17 protein-coding genes are annotated in these 17188 nt (G+C 59.5%); 8 read left to right on the forward strand and 9 right to left on the reverse strand.

Annotation, left to right across the window (positions count from 1 at the left end):
- Positions 1-367: CatB-related O-acetyltransferase (locus DBR30_RS21475; protein ID WP_258224249.1), on the forward strand; the 367-nt coding region annotated here is incomplete at its 5' end.
- A 94-nt stretch (positions 368-461) separates the two neighbouring features.
- On the opposite strand, the gene DBR30_RS00815 is transcribed toward DBR30_RS21475, so the two are convergent.
- Positions 462-1169 (reverse strand): ParB-like protein, encoded by a 708-nt coding sequence (locus DBR30_RS00815; protein ID WP_108541252.1) that lies wholly within the window; start codon positions 1167-1169, stop codon positions 462-464.
- A gap of 184 nt (positions 1170-1353) precedes the next feature.
- Between DBR30_RS00815 and DBR30_RS00820 the strand changes: the two genes are divergently transcribed.
- From DBR30_RS00820 to DBR30_RS00830, 3 genes are all read left to right on the forward strand, one after another.
- Positions 1354-2958, forward strand: a complete 1605-nt coding sequence (locus DBR30_RS00820; protein ID WP_108541251.1) for a peptide ABC transporter substrate-binding protein — start codon at positions 1354-1356, stop codon at positions 2956-2958.
- 118 nt (positions 2959-3076) lie between these two features.
- Positions 3077-3376, forward strand: a complete 300-nt coding sequence (locus tag DBR30_RS00825) for a hypothetical protein (RefSeq protein WP_013723462.1) — start codon at positions 3077-3079, stop codon at positions 3374-3376.
- A gap of 136 nt (positions 3377-3512) precedes the next feature.
- Positions 3513-5072 (forward strand): methyl-accepting chemotaxis protein, encoded by a 1560-nt coding sequence (locus DBR30_RS00830; RefSeq protein ID WP_108541250.1) that lies wholly within the window; start codon positions 3513-3515, stop codon positions 5070-5072.
- Between the two features lie 63 nt (positions 5073-5135).
- Here DBR30_RS00830 and dusA read toward each other — a convergent pair whose 3' ends face one another.
- A complete protein-coding gene (gene dusA / locus DBR30_RS00835; RefSeq protein ID WP_019445726.1) occupies positions 5136-6122 on the reverse strand; it encodes a tRNA dihydrouridine(20/20a) synthase DusA in 987 nt (328 codons plus the stop codon).
- A 137-nt stretch (positions 6123-6259) separates the two neighbouring features.
- On the opposite strand from dusA, the gene zur reads away from it, so the two are divergent.
- Genes zur through DBR30_RS00850 form a run of 3 tightly spaced genes read left to right on the forward strand, consistent with a single transcriptional unit; the run spans position 6260 to position 7404 of the window.
- Complete coding sequence (gene zur, locus DBR30_RS00840; protein ID WP_005335805.1) at positions 6260-6718, forward strand: zinc uptake transcriptional repressor Zur; 459 nt, start codon at positions 6260-6262, stop codon at positions 6716-6718.
- Positions 6708-7169 (forward strand): chemotaxis protein CheX, encoded by a 462-nt coding sequence (locus DBR30_RS00845; protein WP_005335807.1) that lies wholly within the window; start codon positions 6708-6710, stop codon positions 7167-7169. Before zur ends, DBR30_RS00845 begins: the two co-directional genes overlap by 11 nt.
- A 4-nt stretch (positions 7170-7173) precedes the next feature.
- Positions 7174-7404 (forward strand): hypothetical protein, encoded by a 231-nt coding sequence (locus DBR30_RS00850; protein ID WP_005335809.1) that lies wholly within the window; start codon positions 7174-7176, stop codon positions 7402-7404.
- Positions 7405-7477: 73 nt separating this feature from the next.
- On the opposite strand, the gene brnQ (DBR30_RS00855) is transcribed toward DBR30_RS00850, so the two are convergent.
- The 3 genes from brnQ (DBR30_RS00855) to DBR30_RS00865 all read right to left on the reverse strand — a co-directional run bounded on the left by brnQ (DBR30_RS00855) (position 7478) and on the right by DBR30_RS00865 (position 11412).
- Positions 7478-8755 (reverse strand): branched-chain amino acid transport system II carrier protein, encoded by a 1278-nt coding sequence (gene brnQ / locus DBR30_RS00855; RefSeq protein ID WP_258224251.1) that lies wholly within the window; start codon positions 8753-8755, stop codon positions 7478-7480.
- 450 nt (positions 8756-9205) lie between these two features.
- On the reverse strand, positions 9206-10510 hold the full coding sequence (brnQ, locus tag DBR30_RS00860) for a branched-chain amino acid transport system II carrier protein (protein WP_005335813.1): 1305 nt from the start codon (positions 10508-10510) through the stop codon (positions 9206-9208).
- A 191-nt stretch (positions 10511-10701) separates the two neighbouring features.
- A complete protein-coding gene (locus tag DBR30_RS00865; RefSeq protein WP_108541248.1) occupies positions 10702-11412 on the reverse strand; it encodes a tRNA1(Val) (adenine(37)-N6)-methyltransferase in 711 nt (236 codons plus the stop codon).
- A gap of 119 nt (positions 11413-11531) precedes the next feature.
- On the opposite strand from DBR30_RS00865, the gene srmB reads away from it, so the two are divergent.
- Positions 11532-12755 (forward strand): ATP-dependent RNA helicase SrmB, encoded by a 1224-nt coding sequence (gene srmB / locus DBR30_RS00870; protein WP_005335816.1) that lies wholly within the window; start codon positions 11532-11534, stop codon positions 12753-12755.
- A gap of 72 nt (positions 12756-12827) precedes the next feature.
- On the opposite strand, the gene DBR30_RS00875 is transcribed toward srmB, so the two are convergent.
- The 4 genes from DBR30_RS00875 to rnr all read right to left on the reverse strand — a co-directional run bounded on the left by DBR30_RS00875 (position 12828) and on the right by rnr (position 17187).
- The gene (locus tag DBR30_RS00875) at positions 12828-13283 is read right to left on the reverse strand and encodes a GNAT family N-acetyltransferase (protein ID WP_108541247.1); all 456 of its coding nucleotides are present in this window, start codon (positions 13281-13283) and stop codon (positions 12828-12830) included.
- Between the two features lie 189 nt (positions 13284-13472).
- Entirely contained in the window at positions 13473-14045 is a 573-nt protein-coding gene (locus tag DBR30_RS00880; protein WP_108541246.1) for a Crp/Fnr family transcriptional regulator, read from the reverse strand.
- A 2-nt stretch (positions 14046-14047) separates the two neighbouring features.
- Positions 14048-14797 (reverse strand): 23S rRNA (guanosine(2251)-2'-O)-methyltransferase RlmB, encoded by a 750-nt coding sequence (gene rlmB / locus DBR30_RS00885; protein WP_108541245.1) that lies wholly within the window; start codon positions 14795-14797, stop codon positions 14048-14050.
- A complete protein-coding gene (gene rnr / locus DBR30_RS00890) occupies positions 14794-17187 on the reverse strand; it encodes a ribonuclease R (protein ID WP_106844083.1) in 2394 nt (797 codons plus the stop codon). Before rnr ends, rlmB begins: the two co-directional genes overlap by 4 nt.
- Between the last annotated feature and the right edge of the window lies 1 nt (position 17188).

Below are 17188 nucleotides of genomic sequence, written 5' to 3' on the forward strand. Positions count from 1 at the left end.
CTATCCGTTCGCCGATCTGGCAGCGCTCAAGCGCAGCTACCGCCCCGCTGGCGATACCCGCATCGGCAACGATGTCTGGATCGGCATGGAGGCGATGATCATGCCCGGCGTCACCATCGGCGACGGCGCCATCATCGCCGCCCGTTCGCTGGTCAATCAGGATGTGCCGCCCTATGCCATGGTGGCGGGCACCCCGGCCAGGGTGGTGCGGATGCGCTTTGGCGAGGAGGAGATTGCCCGGCTACAGGCCCTCGCCTGGTGGGATTGGCCGGATCAACAGGTCAACGATCTGCTACCGCTGATCCAGCAAGGTGACGTCGCCCTGCTTGAACAGGCGGCCGCCCGCTGGGCGGAGCGCCATGAGTGACCACCGCTAACCGGTAGCTGACAGCAGAAGGGCGACCCCGGGGTCGCCCTCTTTTATCTCCGGCATGCTCTGGATGCCGTCATCGCACATCCACTCATTGCGCGCTTTTGGACTGGTTGAGGCTGCACTGCTTGCCGGGATAACCGGGCAAGTCACTGGCATCGCTGCCGCAGGCGAGCCGTTTGGCCTGTTGCAGGCGGGCCGCCAGATTGGCGCTGTCCACCGGCATCCATTGCATCTGCTTGCCGAGCCAGCTGGCCCAGGCAAACTCGACGAAATAGACCTGTTTGTCCTTGCGAAAGTAGCCCGCATTCTGCAGCAGTCCGGCGAGGGTGCGATAGGGGTAATCAGGCAGCTTGTCGATGCTGCTCGGCAACTGCTCCGGGGTCAGCGGCTGCCCCTTCTCATCCTTGAGCCAGGCCCAGTGGTTGTTCTGCATCTGACTCCAGAAGTTGGCTTTATCCTGCAGACGGCCAATCACCTTGACCCGGGCATCCTTGACGCCCTGCTGCCACAACGCCTTGGTGAGATGGTGGCGGTCCACCAGCCAGTAGCTGCCATCCGGCGCAATCACCACGGGGATCTCTTTCTTTTTCATCAACTTGTCGAGCTGCTTTGCGCTCATGCCCGCCAATGTGGCCTGGGTCTCATCGACCTGGATCTGGCCGACGCCCCCCTGAGTCGGGTGCAAGGCATCGATGCCGATCTCGCACCAGTTGCCCACCGCCGTGTTGCTCTGGCACGGGGCCAACGCCCAGGCACCCTGGCTCAGCACACAGGCCAGCAATAACCATGCTTTCATCGTTTGACACTCCTCACCACATTGAACTGCGCAGACGCCGGGAACGCTCTTCTACCCCGATTGGGAGTGAGAGTCGAATGCTGGCGGTCAGACCAGCAAACGGGATATCATGATTTCCCATCTATCGGCGATATTTTCTCGCCGAGTTTTCTCCCCGCTTCACACTATTTGAAGGATCCGACCCATGAAAGGATGGACCCCCTTGCTGGCCCTGCTGGGCTGTGCTGCTGTCCAGGCTGCCGATATTCCCGCCGAAACACAACTCGCCGCCGAGCAGATTGTCGTTCGCCACCTCAAGGATGAACCTGCGAGCCTGAGCCCGCTCAAGCTGGTCGGCCTGCCGGAGTTGCAGGTACTGCGGGATCTGTTCGAGGGGCTGCTGACCCAGGGGCCGGATGGCAAACCGGTTGCCGGGGTGGCGGCCAGCTGGGAGAACAAGGGCAACCAGTTCTTTACCTTCCATCTGCGCCCGGATGCGCACTGGTCCAACGGCGATCCGGTCAAGGCCGGCGACTTCGTCTACGGCTGGCGCAAGCTGGTCGACCCGAAAGAGGCGGCCACCTTCGCCTGGTTTGCCCAACTGGCCCGTTTCGACAAGGTGGACGAGATCGTGGCTGGCAAATTGCCTGCCAGCGAGCTGGGGGTCAAGGCCCTCGATGACCACACCCTGCAGGTGACCCTCTCCCAGCCGGTGCCCTACTTCCTGAACCTGCTGAGCCACCCCAGCCTGTCGCCGCTCCATCAGGCCAGCATCGAGCAGTACGGCAACCAGTGGACTCAGCCCGGCAAACTGGTGGGCAACGGTGCCTTTGTGCTGAACAACCGGGTGGTCAACGAGAAGCTGGAGCTGACCCCCAACCCTTATTACTGGGATCGGGCCCATACCGTATTGACCAAGGTGATCTTCATGCCGATCAATCAGGAGAGCGCGGCGACCAACCGCTACCTGGCTGGCGATCTGCATATCACCGAATCCTTCCCCAAGGAGCAGTACGACAAGCTGAAGCAGCAGATCCCGAATGAGGTCTACACCCCGGATCAGCTCGGCACCTACTACTACGCTTTCAATACCCGTCAGGCACCACTGAACGATGTGCGGGTACGCAAGGCGCTCTCCTACACCATCGACCGCGCCCTGATCGCCGACAAGGTGCTCGGTACCGGCGAGAAACCGGCTTATCACTTCACTCCGGATGTGACCGCCAGCTTTACCCCGGCCGCCAACCTGCTCTCCACCAGCAGCCAACCGGAGCTGGACAGCAAGGCCAAGGCCCTGCTCAAGGAGGCTGGTTACGGCCCGGACAAGCCGCTCAAGCTGACCCTGCTCTACAACACCGCGGAAATTCACAAGAAGATGGCACTGGCGATTGCCAGCATGTGGAAGCAGAAGCTGGGCGCCGAGGTCGAGCTGACCAATCAGGAGTGGAAAACCTATCTCGACAGTCGCCAGAGCGGTCAGTTCGAGGTGATCCGCTCCTCCTGGGTCGCAGATTACAACGACCCGTCAGCGTTCCTCGGCCTGTGGGGCTCCCGTCACAGCGGCAATATGGCTGGCTTTGCCAATGCCCGTTATGACCAGCTGCTGGCAGAGGCGGCCAGCACTCAGGATGCCGCCAGCCGCAGCAAGCTGTTTGGCGAGGCGGAGGCGATCCTGCTGGATCAAGCCCCCATCGCCCCCATCTACCAGTACACCAATGCCCGCCTCATCAAGCCATGGCTCAAGGGCTACCCCATCAACAACCCGGAAGATGTGGCCTACAGCCGCCAGCTGTACCTCGTCAAACACTGAGACCGGCCACAACGATGCGAGGCCCCGCAGGGCCTCGCTATTGATACTGTTCACACCCCGATTTCCAGCCTAAAATGCCGCCCCTTCTGTTCAATTAATCTTCAATACCCAGTCAGACATGCGTTATTTGATACTGCTCTCATTGTTGTGGACCCTGCCTGCTCAGGCCAACAGCGAATCCCAATGCCAGCAAGAGTTTGTCGGCTGGATGCTGCACCAGCAGCAACAGTTCAGCGATCGCAAGTCTGACAAGATGGAGCGGCGCCGGGCCGAGCGGGCCATCGAGTTGGCTCGTCAGGAGTACGACAAACAAGCCAGCTTCTGCAAAACCATGCAGCTTGTACATGAGTACAAAGATGATGATCCTCGCCTCGCCCCAAGAAAGGGTGAAGTTCACGATTTCACACCGGCCAGCTGACCCTCACTTCATCAATTCATTGTGTTGATTAATTGACCCAAGCCAAGTTCGGGTCACTGAAGAGCCTTAGAATGATTAACTGAGAACGACAATAAAAATATATTTATCAGTTACTTGGCTTTTTCAGGAACGACACATGACCAAACTCCATCAGGAGGGGGAGATACACTTCCCCGACAACATCGCACTCATCTCGACCACGGATCCCGCCAGTCATATTACCTATGCCAACCAGCATTTCTGTGATGTGGCCGGGTATGGTGCTGCCGAAATGGAAGGGGTACCCCACAATCTGGTGCGACACCCCGACATGCCCAAGGCGGCCTTCACCGACATGTGGCAGCGGCTGCGACAGGGCAAAAGCTGGATGGGACTGGTCAAGAACCGCGCCAAAAGCGGTCAGTTCTATTGGGTAAACGCTTACGTCACCCCGATCCTCAATGCGCAGAAGGAGATCGTCGAGTTCCAGTCGGTGCGCACCAAACCCGCCGCCAGCGATGTGGCCTGGGCCGAGCAGCTCTATGGCCTGCTGCGCAGCGGCAAGGCGCTCCCCTGGCTGAGCCGGTGTCACATTGAACCGGGTCGGCTGACCCTCTGGCTCTCCATTTCTGCCTTGCTCACCACCCTTGCTACCTTTGCCACCGGCAACCTGTTATGGCTGCTGCCCACCGCCTTGTTGCTGTTGGCACAGGCAATCCACGGCTGGCGATTGCAGCAACGGCTGGCTCATCTGCTTACCCTTGCCGCTCAAGACAAGGGAACCCGCCTCTGTCAGGTGCTCTACACCCGACGGCGCGACACCCTGGCTGCAGTCGAACTGGCCCTGCGGATGAAGCAGGCCGAGCTCAAGGCAGTGGTCGGGCGCAGTGCCGACACCAACCAGCAGATCCTGCAGGCAGCCGAAGATGACCGGGGCAATATCCAGACCATCGATACCCATCTGCAGCAGCAGCGCGCCCACAGCGAGCAGCTGGCGACCGCCATCACCGAGCTGAGCCACTCCATTCGGGATGTGGCCCACAGTGCCCATGAGGCGAGCAATCTGGTCATAGAGGTACAGCAGGTCTCCGACGAGGGGCTGCAAGCATTGGCGACCACCCGTTCTGCCGTCAACCAACTCCATCAGGAGCTGGATGCCAACCACGCCGTGCTGGCCCAGCTCACCAGCGACAGCCAGAAGATCAGCGGTATTCTGGAGGTGATCAGTCAAATCGCCGACCAGACCAACCTGCTCGCACTCAATGCGGCCATCGAGGCCGCCCGGGCGGGCGAACAGGGGCGCGGTTTTGCCGTGGTGGCGGATGAAGTGAGGGCGCTGGCCCAGAAGACCCGTGCCTCGACCAGCGAGATCCACGAGATGATCCAGGCGCTGCAACAGACTACACGACAGCTGTCGGACGGGATGACACAAGGGGCGCAGACCTCGGTGCGCTGCCAGCAGCACGCGGGCACCACCGCCGATGTGCTCACCCAGATAAACCAAATGTTGGGGCAGGTGACCCGCACCAGTGACGAGATCGCCCAGGCGGTGAGTCAGCAGGCCGATGTGACGGCGACCCTCGATGAAGGGGTGCACCAGATCCACCAACTTGCCAGCCACACCGCCGACAACAGCAGGCAGGCGCTAGATGGCATCACCCTGCTGGTAGAGCGGCTGCAGGATCTCTCGCGGCTGATCAACCAGTTCAGATATTGAAGCGACAGCGATCAAAAAAGCGCGTCACAAGACGCGCTTTTTTCGCTTTGCCTGACAGGAGAGTTATTCGCCCTGCTCGCTGGCGGCAAACTCCGGCACCTTGGCCATGGCATCCAGCACCACCTGAATATCCGCCCCCGGTTTGCAGGCGTTCTCGCTCAGGTGACGACGCCAGGCGCGGGCCCCCTGCATGTTCTGGAACAACCCCAGCATGTGGCGGGTCATGTGGGAGAGGTAGTTGCCCTTGGCCAGCTCCTGCTCGATATAGGGCAGCATCATCCGCACCACTTCATGGCGGCTCGGCACGGCGTTGTTCTGGCCGAACACCAGATTGTCCACCTGCGCCAGAATGTAGGGGTTCTGATAGGCTTCACGCCCCATCATCACGCCATCAACATGTTGCAGATGCTCGAGAGTCTGCTCCATGGAGGTGACACCGCCGTTGAGAGCTATGGTGAGCTCCGGGTAATCCTGCTTGACCCGATAGACGCGGGGATAATCGAGGGGCGGGATCTCGCGGTTCTCCTTGGGGCTCAGGCCACTCAGCCACGCCTTGCGGGCATGGACGATGAAGGTGTCGCAACCGGCATCGCGCACCTGTTCGATAAAGGCCTGCAGAAATTCGTAGGAGTCCTGATCGTCGATACCGATACGGGTCTTCACCGTCACCGGAATATCGACCACATCGCGCATCGCCTTGACGCAGTCAGCCACCAGCGCCGGTTCACCCATCAGGCAGGCACCAAAGCGACCGTTCTGCACCCGATCGGAGGGGCAGCCGACGTTGATGTTCACCTCGTCATAGCCACGCTCCTCGGCCAGCTTGGCACAGCGCGCCAGATCGGCCGGATTGCTGCCCCCCAGCTGCAGGGAGATGGGGTGCTCCTGCTCGCTGTAACCCAGATAATCCCCCTTGCCATGGATGATGGCGCCGGTGGTCACCATTTCGGTATAGAGCAAGGTCTGGCGGCTCATCAGTCGATGAAAGTAACGGCAATGCCGATCAGTCCAGTCCAGCATGGGGGCGATGGAAAAACGCTGCGCCTGCATAAAAATCATCCGGGTTGGCTAAAGAAAGGGGCGGATTTTATCACAACGTGAAGCAGCCCCAGAAAATGAATTTTGTCGCCGCGCCATGCGAGGCCCTGTGATAGTATCCGGCTAATAGAAAGGGTATCTGCGCGATCATGAATCAAGACCAACTTTTACAACGAGCCGAGCGACTCTGTATACAGCGAGGGATCCGCTTCACCCCGACCCGACGTCAGGTATTTCGCCTGCTAGCGGCACACGGCAATGCCATCAGCGCCTATGATTTGTTGGCCCAGCTGCAACAAACCGAAGCCAATGCCAAGCCGCCAACCGTCTATCGGGCACTCGATTTTTTGCTCGAACAGGGTTTTGCTCACAAGGTGGAATCTCTCAACGCGTTTATCTTCTGCTGCCACTTCGATCACGCTCACCCGATGCAGTTGCTGATCTGCGACGAGTGCGGGGATGTGGTCGAGCTTCACGATACGGCGATCGATAGCGCGTTTTCCGAGCAGGCCCACTTGCATGGTTTTACTATTACCAATAAGACGATAGAGGCACATGGCCAATGTGCCCGTTGTACGCCCACTGTAGGAAGTCATCATGAAGGCTGATTTTGTAAATCCGTTCCTGCTATCCCTGCTCAATGTGCTCTCGACCATGGCACAGCTGGAACTCAAACCGGGCAAACCGAAACGCAAGATGGATGAGCTGGCGCGCGGTGACGTCTCCGGCCTGATCGGCATGGTCGGCCCGCAGACCCGTGGCTCCCTCTCAATCAGCTTCGAGAAGGGGCTGGCGCTGGAGATCATGCGCCGCATGCTGGGGGAAGCTCCCGCCAACATCAACGAAGAGGTGACCGACATGGTCGGTGAAATCACCAACATGGTGACCGGCGGTGCCAAGCGGATGCTGGGCGAGAAGGGCTACGAGTTTGACATGGCGACCCCCATCATCGTCTCCGGCCCCAACCACACCATTACCCACCGTGCCGATGGCACCAAGATCATGATGCCGTTCGAATCTGATTTCGGTCGCGCCACTATCGAAATCTGCTTCGAGTAACCCTATGTGGAAAGCATTGAAATGGATTTTCATCTGCTGGGCCCTGCTGTTGATCCTGTCGGACATTCAGATCAGCACCTCCCTCTACAAGTACGAAGATAACCGGGTGCTCATCAACTTCCCGCGCTGGGAAGCCAAGCAGCCCTGGGGCACCTTCGAGTGGCATGCCGGACGGGTAGAAACCCACTGGTATGGTCTGGAGGGAAAACCCAAGCCAAAAGGCCCGCAAATCTGATCCTGTAACTGCTACAGCAGAAACAGAAGAGGCCAGCTGATGCTGGCCTCTTTGCTATCTCGTTGTTCCTGAATCAAGCCGCTTCGGCCGCCAGCTTACCGCTTGGTCGCATCAAGATGCCGACGATGCAGGCCAACAGAGTCGGCAGCAGCCAGGCAAGTCCCTTGTCGAACAGCGGCAGGAAGGCAAAGCCGTCCATCGACATCCCGGCAGCCCCCAGCCCATCGAGGCAACCAAACAGAAAGGCGACCGTCAACACGCCGCGAAACGCCAGCCGTGGCTGGGCAAACCATCCCTTGAGGAAGGTCACCAGCACCAGCGCGATGGCAACCGGATAGATGGTCACCAGCACCGGAATCGAGAGGCCGATCAATTCGCTCAGACCCACATTGGCCACCAGTGCACAGAGCGCCCCCAGCAGCATCACCCAGTTGCGATAGGCCCAACCTGTAAGGCCATGGAAGTAGTCGGCACCGGCACAGAGCAGGCCGACCGCACTGGTAAAACAGGCCAGGGTGATGATGGCAGCCAGAATAAACTGGCCCGGTTGACCAAACAGACTCAGGACGTAGGCATTGACGATGGCCCCACCATTGCTGATATCGCTCGCCACCCCACCGGCGCTGTTGCCCAGCTGAAAGAGCGAGACATACACCGCCGACAACCCGACCGCCGAGATCAAGCCTGCAATGGTTAGATATTTGAACTGACTGCGATAATCCTCGATCCCCTTCTGGCGAAGCAAACCGATGATCAGGGCACCAAACATCAGGGAGGCCAGGGTATCCATGGTGTTGTACCCCTCCAGCATTCCTTTGGTCAGGGCTGCATCTATGTACTCACCGCTGGCATCAGGCATGGTGCCCTGCGGCGTCATAAAGACCCCGACCGCCAGAATAAGCAGCATCGCCATCAGGGCTGGGGTCAGATACTTGCCGACCGCATCGAGCAGCTTGCCCCGATCGAGCGCCACCAGGATCGCCAGCGCAAAGAAACTCAGGGTGTAGATCAGCAGTCCCGCATGACCGGCATCGCCGAGCCAGGGCTTGAGCCCCATCTCGTAGGCGACCAGACCGGTGCGGGGAATGGCAAAGGCGGGCCCCATGATGATATAGATGGCGATGGCCAGCGCCGTCGCCGCCCCGGCGGGCAGATAGCGGGTCATTCCGGTCCAGCCACTCGCGCCGCCCCCCGAACTCCCCTTGGCCACCGCAATCAGGGTGATCAGCGGCAAGCCCACTGCCGTTAGCAAAAAGCCACACATGGCGGCCAGCAGATGCTCACCGGCCATAAAACCGGCCAGCGGCGGAAAAATGATATTGCCAGCCCCCAGATAGAAGGCAAACGTCATAAACCCCAATCCGAATACGTCGGACAACTTCAATGATTTCGTCAAACTCAACCTCATCTGCCTTATCAGCTTGTTATTGATTGCACCCACTGCCTGGCAGATAACCGGTAACAATACCTCTCGTCCCCACACGGCCCGCGGACCGGATGAGGCGCACCATTTTTAGCATAAAGAAGAGAAGTTCGATCTCAATCACCAATTAATATCTTGAAACAATTTACCGCTGTGGAATTAATCACCGAATAACTCAGCGCTCCATAAACAGGTGTCGCATGTGGCGTATGGGAGGTGAGAAGGGGGGGGACAGGTTATAGCGGCCAAATACGGCTGCTCAGGTGCTATCTGCGTACAGTGACAATTACGGCAGCAAAGCGAGGCGAGAAGCGAGGCTCACAGAAAACAAAAGAGCCTGCACGGGGCAGGCTCTTGGCAATATCACATCGGGTGTGATCAGGCAGCTTCGGCAGCCATCTCGGTCGGACGCACCATCACGCCAACTACGCAGGCCAGCAGGGTCGGCATCAGCCAGGCGAGGCCCTTGTCGAACAGCGGCAGGAAGGCAAACGCATCCATCTTCATCCCGGCAGCACCCAGACCATCTAGGCAACCGAACAGGAAGGCAACCATCAACACGCCACGGAACACCAGACGGGGACGGCCGAAGTAACCCTTCAGGAAGGTGACCAGTACCAGCGCCACGGCAACGGGATAGATGGCAACCAGCACCGGAATGGAGAGGCTGATCAACTGGCTCAGGCCCACGTTGGCAACCACGGCACAGATAACGCCCAGCAGCACCACCAGCTTCTTGTAAGCCATGCCGGTCAGATTGTGGAAGAAATCAGAACAGGCGGAGATCAGACCGACTGCAGTGGTAAAGCACGCCAGAGTGATGATGGCCGCCAGAATGAACTGACCCGGCTGACCAAACAGGCTCAGTACGTAGGCGTTGACGATGGCGCCACCGTTGCTGACATCGGTCGCCACGCCGGCCGCAGTGTTGCCCAGCTGGAACAGGGAGACGTACACCACGCTCAGACCAACGGCAGAGATGAGGCCAGCAATGGCCAGATACTTGAACTGGCTCTTGTAATCGTTGATGCCTTTCTGGCGCAGCAGATCGACGATCAGGGCGCCAAACATCAGGGACGCCAGGGTGTCCATGGTGTTGTAGCCTTCCAGGATCCCTTTGACGAAGGGGCTGTTCTGATAGTCACCGGACGCATCAGGCATGGAGCCTTGCGGTGCTACGAATACCCCGATAGCCAGAGTCAGCAGCAGCAGCATCAGTACCGGAGTCAGGTATTTGCCGATGGCGTCCATCAGCTTGCCCTGGTTCATGGAGACCAGAATGGCCACACCAAAGAAGATCACGGTATAGGCAGCAAGACCAGCCTGCCCCATATCGCCGATGAACGGCTTGAGGCCCATTTCATAGGCAACCAGACCGGTACGGGGCGCGGCAAAGGCCGGGCCGATGATGATATAGATGGCAACGGCCAGCGCAGTCGCAACACCGGCAGGCAGCAGCTTGGTCATGCCAGCCCAGCCGTTACCGGCTTTCGCCACGGCCAGAATGGTCACCAGAGGCAGGCCCACGGCAGTGACCAGGAAGCCAAACATCGCCAGGGAGAGGTGCTCACCAGCCATGTAACCGGCCAACGGCGGGAAAATGATGTTACCGGCGCCTAGATAGAAGGCGAAGGTCATAAACCCTAATCCGAGTACATCGGACAATGTGAGTGATTTCGTCAAGTTCAACCTCGTCTGTCTTGTAAATTATTGCTTGTTATAGTTTTTATCGGTCGCTGACCGGGTGTGTTCAGGGGGTATAAAAAAAGAGCCCCGCATGTTTTTTCATCGCAACCAGTGGTTTTAGCTGGTCTGGAGCGGGCGCTCGATCTGGAACCAGCATAATGGCGTGAAAAAATAGTTCAAGACGAAATTTACATCTTCAAATAGAAGGGGTTGGTCAGTTGGATATATCTGTCGGAATAGGCCCCATCAGCAGAATGGATCACAATTTCACCCCTCTCACACCTGTTTAATCCTCTGCCAAGTAGCAATAAAACACGATTTGCCTCTTTACCCTCTCTGGTGATAACAGCTGTATAACAAATGCCATGCAGATCATAATTCGCCGAAATGCATAAAATTTCATCGGCCATCGCCGTCGGCAGCACCAGCGCCACCTGCCCGTTCGGGCTCAGTAAACGATTGCAGGCCGCCAGCAGTGCATGGCTGTCGAGGGCGCCGGTATGGCGGGCCAACGCCCGCGCCGGATCGCTAAATGACTGGCCTGCCAAGAAATAGGGAGGGTTAGAGACGACAAGATCGTAAGGGGCTGCCTGATAATCCTGAATGGCACTCTCTATGACGGTCACCCGATCGGCCCAGGGAGAGGAAGCCGCATTCTCCCGCGCTTGACTGGCCGCATTAATATCCAGCTCGACCGCATCAAGACGGCAGTCAGATCTGCTGCGCTGGGCCAGCATCAGTGCAATCAGGCCGCTGCCGGTGCCGACATCGAGCACTCGACGCGCCTGTTCGACCGGCGCCCAGGCACCGAGCAAAATGCCATCGGTACCCACCTTCATGGCGCAGCGATCGTGATTGATATGGAACTGTTTGAAGGTAAATCCGCGACTACGTCCCATCTGGCCCCCGTCATCTGTAAAAATGGTGGGCGATTATAGCGGCTAAGACACACTCACCAATAGGAGCCGACGAGATAATCGCCTATAATCTGCCGTTTCCTTAATGACCGAGTATTGCCATGAGCCAGTCCTTTGATGATTTCGACCTGCACCCAGCCCTCAACCGGGCCTTGGCCGAGATGGGATTCACCCGCCCCACCACCATCCAGCAGATGGTGCTGGAGCCAGCCCTGGACGGCCGCGATATTCTGGCATCCGCTCCGACCGGTACCGGCAAGACAGCCTCTTTCCTGCTGCCGGCACTCCAGCACCTGCTGGACTTCCCGCGCCGCAAGCCGGGCCCCTGCCGCATGCTGATCCTGACCCCGACCCGCGAGTTGGCGCTGCAGGTTACCGCCCACGCCAAGGCGCTGGCGGCTCACACCAACCTCAGCATCGAGACCATCATCGGCGGCGTCAGCCATGAAGAGCAGCTGCCTGCCCTGACCAAAACCACCGACATCGTGGTCGCCACCCCGGGCCGTCTGCTCGAGTACATCGAGAAAGAGGAGTTCGAGAGCCACGACATCGAGGTGCTGGTGCTGGATGAAGCGGATCGCATGCTGGACATGGGCTTTATCAAGGATGTGAACCGCATCGTGGAAGAGGCACGCTACCGCAAGCACACCATGCTCTTCTCCGCCACCCTGGAAGGGGCCGGCCTTGAGAAGTTCGCCAACGAGATCCTCAAGGATCCGGTGGAGCTGCACGCCGAGCCGCCCCGCAGCGAACGTCGCCCCATTACCCAGTGGATCCATCTGGCCGATGACGCCGCCCACAAGCTGGCGCTGCTGACCCATATCCTGAAAGATCCGGAAACCCAGAAGGCGATCATCTTCGTCAAGACTCGCGAGCGTCTGGCGGAGCTCTCCGGCCAGCTGCAGGCTGCAGGTATCTCCTGCGCCTGGATCCGTGGCGAGATGGAGCAGAGCAAGCGTATCGAGTCGATCCGCAAGTTCCACGAAGGGGAAGTGCCCTTCCTGATCGCCACCGACGTCGCCGCACGCGGCATCGACCTGCCGAACGTCAGCCATGTCATCAACTACGACATGCCCTACGGCGCCGATGTCTACGTCCACCGGATTGGCCGTACCGGCCGCGCCGGCAACCGTGGCTGTGCCATTAGTCTGGTAGAAGCCCACGACATGGCGATGGTCGCCAAGATCGAGCGCTACACCGAGGAGCGCCTCAAGCGCCGGGTGATCGACGAGCTGCGCCCGAAACACAAAGAAGCCCGGGTACCGGTGAAGAAGAAAAAGCCGGTCGACAAGAAGAAGTCCGCCAAGAAGAAAAAGAAGAAGTGATCGCCTGGCGATAAAGAGAAGGGCCATCCCGCGGGATGGCCCTTCTGCATTCTGAATCACTCTGACGAGTGGTTATGCCACCACTCTGCGCATCCCCATATGGGGGATATCGTCTTCGAGATAGCCTTCCCCTTCCGCTACAAAACCGTGTTGGCCGTAGAAGCCTTGCAGATGTGCCTGTGCCCCCAGCCAGATGCTGTGAGTCGGCCAGCGCGCCTCGCACGCCTTGACCGCCTCGCCGATCAGCTGGTGACCAAGACCACCGCCACGCGCCTTGGGTGAGGTCACCACCCGACCGATGGCGGCGCCGCTCTCGTCGCCGATGCCGGGCGCCATGATCCGCGCATAGGCGGCCAGCAGATCGCCCTGATATCCGAGCAGGTGCCAGACCCCATCGCGGCGATCGAGCCCGTCCAGATCCTGAAAGGGGCAGGTTTGCTCCACCACGAACACCTCGGCCCGCAGCGCCAGCAACTCATACAACTCGTCAGTGGTCAGTTCAGACCAGGGTTTCAGGATCCAGTTCATCGGCAACTCCTTATCAGTTCGGCCTGCCAGCATAATCGCGGCACCAGCGCCCTGCATTAACCTTTGTTAAGTTCTTTCAGACGTTTACGAATGCGGCTCAGGCTGATGGGCTGGCGTGATGCCGAGACGGACTGTATAAAAGGCCTGAAATCTGGTGGCCACACAGTTCCTCATGGAGCATCGGCGTCACTACTCCTTGTTCAGCGCTTTCAACCGCTTGCGAATGCGACTAAGACTGATGGGAGTAATGCCAAGATAGGCGGCGATCTGGTGGTCGGGCACTCTGGCATCGAGTGCGGGAAAGCTGTCCAGAAAGTGCTGATAGCGCGCCTGCGGGCTGCCGGTCAGCAGCAACTGCTCCTTCTCCTCCTTGATGCGCAGCTGCACCTCCAGCAGGTGCAGATACCAGCGCGGCCAGCCGGGCAGCTGGCGCAGGTCGGCCAGACTGAACAGCTGCAGACGGCAGGGCTCCAGTGCCTCCACGCTGTAGCGGGCTGGCTCGCCACTGAGCAGGTGGTGGAAGTCGAGAAACTCGTCCCCCTCCCAATAGAACTCTTTGATGTACTCGCGGCCATCCTCCTGCACCAGCTTCGCCCGCAGCAGCCCCTGCTCTACCCTGACCAGCAGATCCGGGCTGTCGCCGGCGTGCCAGAGGCAGCTTTTCGGGCTGAGGGTCAGCGGGCGGGCAAAAGAGAGGAGGCGCGCGGCCTCCTCTTTATCTGCGACCTGCGCCCAATCGAAGGGGGGTCTGTCAGTCAGCATGATTAACCGCGACGCTGACGCACGGCTTCAAACAGGCAAACGCCGGTTGCCACCGAGACGTTGAGGCTGGATACCGCCCCTGCCATCGGGATGCTCACCAGCTCGTCGCAATGTTCGCGGGTCAGGCGACGCATACCTTTACCTTCGGCACCCATCACCAGCGCCATCGGGCCGGTCAGTTTGGCCTGATAGAGGTCGTGATCTGCCTCGCCAGCGGTACCGACAATCCAGACTCCGCGCTCCTGCAATTCGCGCAGGGTGCGGGCCAGGTTGGTGACCTGAATGAGCGGCACCACTTCGGCGGCGCCACAGGCAACCTTGCGCACGATTGGGGTGAGACCCGTGGCCTTGTCCCGCGGCACGATCACCGCATGAGCCCCGGCAGCATCGGCGCTGCGCAGGCAGGCGCCGAGGTTGTGCGGGTCAGTAACGCCATCCAGCACCAGCAGGAAGGGCTGGTTCTGTTGTGCCGCCAACTCATCCAGCAGGCTGGCCAGATCGTGCTCGGCGAGCTTCGGCGCCTCTTTCACCCGGGCCATGATGCCCTGGTGATTGTTGCCTTCCGCTTTGTCATCAAGGGTCTTGCGGTTCACGCTCTGCACGCGCAAGCCGAGGGACTCCAGCTCGGCCAGCAGGGGTTGCAGCCGGTCGTCATCCCGCCCTTTCAGCGCCCATACCTCGATGAAACGCTCCGGGGTGCGCTCCAGCAGCGCGGTGACAGCGTGAATGCCGTAGATCAGTTCAGTACTCATTTAGTGCTCTTGGCCTTATCGCGAGCCTTTTTGCTCGGTCGTCTGTTGCTCGGTTTGGCGCGGCCACCCTTGTCGGATTTGCCGTGATCCTTGCCCTCTTTACGTTTTTCGTGGCGCTGGGCGCTCTTGGCCTTCTCTTTCTTGATCTCGGCCTGCTTGCGCGCCATCTCTTTGGCGTTCTTGCCGGTGGCCTTGAGCGGCTCTTCCACCATCACGAAGTCGATCTTGCGATCATCCAGGTTAACGCCCATCACCTTGACCCGCACCTTGTCACCCAGACGGTAGCGACGGCGGAAGTTCTCGCCAATCAGCTGCATGTGCAGGGGATCAAACTGGTAGTAGTCGTTGGTGAGGGTGCTGACGTGCACCAGACCGTCGATGTGGATCTCCGCCAGACGGACGAAGAAGCCAAAGCCGGTGACGCTGGCGATAACGCCGTCAAACTCGTCACCCACATGATCCAGCATGTACTCGCACTTGAGCCAGTCGGCCACGTCGCGAGTGGCATCGTCGGCACGGCGCTCGGTCATGGAGCAGTGCTCGCCCATCGGGTCAACTTCTTCCAGCTGGTAGTGATAACCACCGCTCGGGGTCCACTTGTGGCGCAGGTTGCCCTGCTGCTCCTTGGCGGTCTGATACTTGATCGCCCGGTGCAGGATCAGGTCGGGATAGCGACGGATTGGCGAGGTGAAGTGCGCGTAGGACTTCAACGCCAGACCGAAATGACCGATGTTGTCGGCCTGATAGATGGCCTGACGCATGGAGCGCAGCAGCATGGTGGAGAGCAGCTCCGCATCGGGGCGCCCTTCAAATTTGGCAGCCAGCTCGGCGAAATCCTTCGGCTCGGGCTCGAGGCCGCCTTTGAGCTCCAGACCCAGTTCAGCCAGGAAGTCGCGGAAACCGGTCAGACGCTCTTCACCCGGACGGTCGTGCACGCGGAACAGGGCAGCAGCTTCGTTCTTCTCGATATAACGGGCAGCAGCCACGTTCGCCTGGATCATGCACTCTTCGATGATCTTGTGGGCATCGTTGCGCACCAGCGGCACGATGCGGTCGATCTTGCGCTGGGCGTTGAAGATGAAGCGGGTCTCCTCGCTCTCGAACTCCACCGCACCGCGCTGGTGACGGGCATGCTTGAGCGCTTTATAGAGGTTGTTCAGCTCTTCGATGTGGCCCACCAGCGGATCATACTGCTGGCGCAGCTTGGGATCGCCATCGAGGATCGCCGCCACCTTGGTGTAGGTCAGACGGGCGTGAGAGTTCATTACCGCTTCGTAGAACTTGTAGCCGGACATGCGGCCAGCGGCGGAGATGGTCATCTCGCACACCATGCAGAGGCGGTCAACCTGCGGGTTCAGGGAACAGAGACCGTTGGAGAGCACCTCCGGCAGCATGGGCACCACGAACTCGGGGAAATAGACGGAGTTGCCGCGCTGATACGCTTCGGCATCCAGCGCCGTGCCGGGCTTCACGTAGGCGGAGACGTCGGCAATGGCCACCCACAGGCGCCAGCCGCCACCGCGTTTGGCTTCACAGAAAACGGCGTCATCGAAGTCACGGGCATCTTCCCCGTCGATGGTCACCAGCGGCAGGGCACGCAGGTCGATGCGGCCCTCTTTGGCCTTCTCCGGCACCTGCTCGCCGAGACCGGCAACCTCTTTGGTCACCTCTTCCGGCCAGGTGTGCGGGATACCGTGGGTACGCAGGGCAATTTCGATCTCCATGCCCGGCGCCATGTTCTCGCCCAGCACTTCCAGTACGGTGCCGACGGCATTGATGCGGGAGGTGGCGCGTTGATTGATGCGCACAACTACGACCTGGCTCTGGCGAGCCCCTTTGTTTTCCCCTTCCGGGATGATGATGTCCTGGCCGATACGGCTGTCATCCGGCACCACGAAACCAACGCCATTCTCAACGAAGTAACGGCCGACAATGTCTGCCTCACGGGACTTGAGCAGGCGCACCAGACGCGCTTCCTGACGACCCTTGCGGTCGATCTCGGTCGGCTGCACCAGCACGTAATCGCCATGCATCAGGCGTTGCATCTCTCGGTTGTTCAGATACAGATCCGGACCACCACCTTCCGGACGCAGAAAACCGAAGCCATCCTTGTGGCCGATTACATAACCTTTGACCAGATTCAGGCGATCCGGCAGGGCATAACATTGGTTGCGAGTGAATACCAGTTGTCCATCACGCTCCATGGCGCGCAGACGACGACGCAAGGCTTCCAACGGCTCTTCATCTTTCAGCTTGAGGACCTTGGCCAACTCTTCACGGGACATGGGCTTTTCATGGCCCTTGATGAGTTCCAGGATCAACTCGCGACTGGCGATGGGGTTATCGTATTTTTCGGCCTCGCGTTCGAGGAAAGGATCTTTTTGAGACATA

It is taken from the genome of Aeromonas sp. HMWF017, from assembly GCF_003061465.1.
Lineage (GTDB): Bacteria > Pseudomonadota > Gammaproteobacteria > Enterobacterales > Aeromonadaceae > Aeromonas > Aeromonas veronii.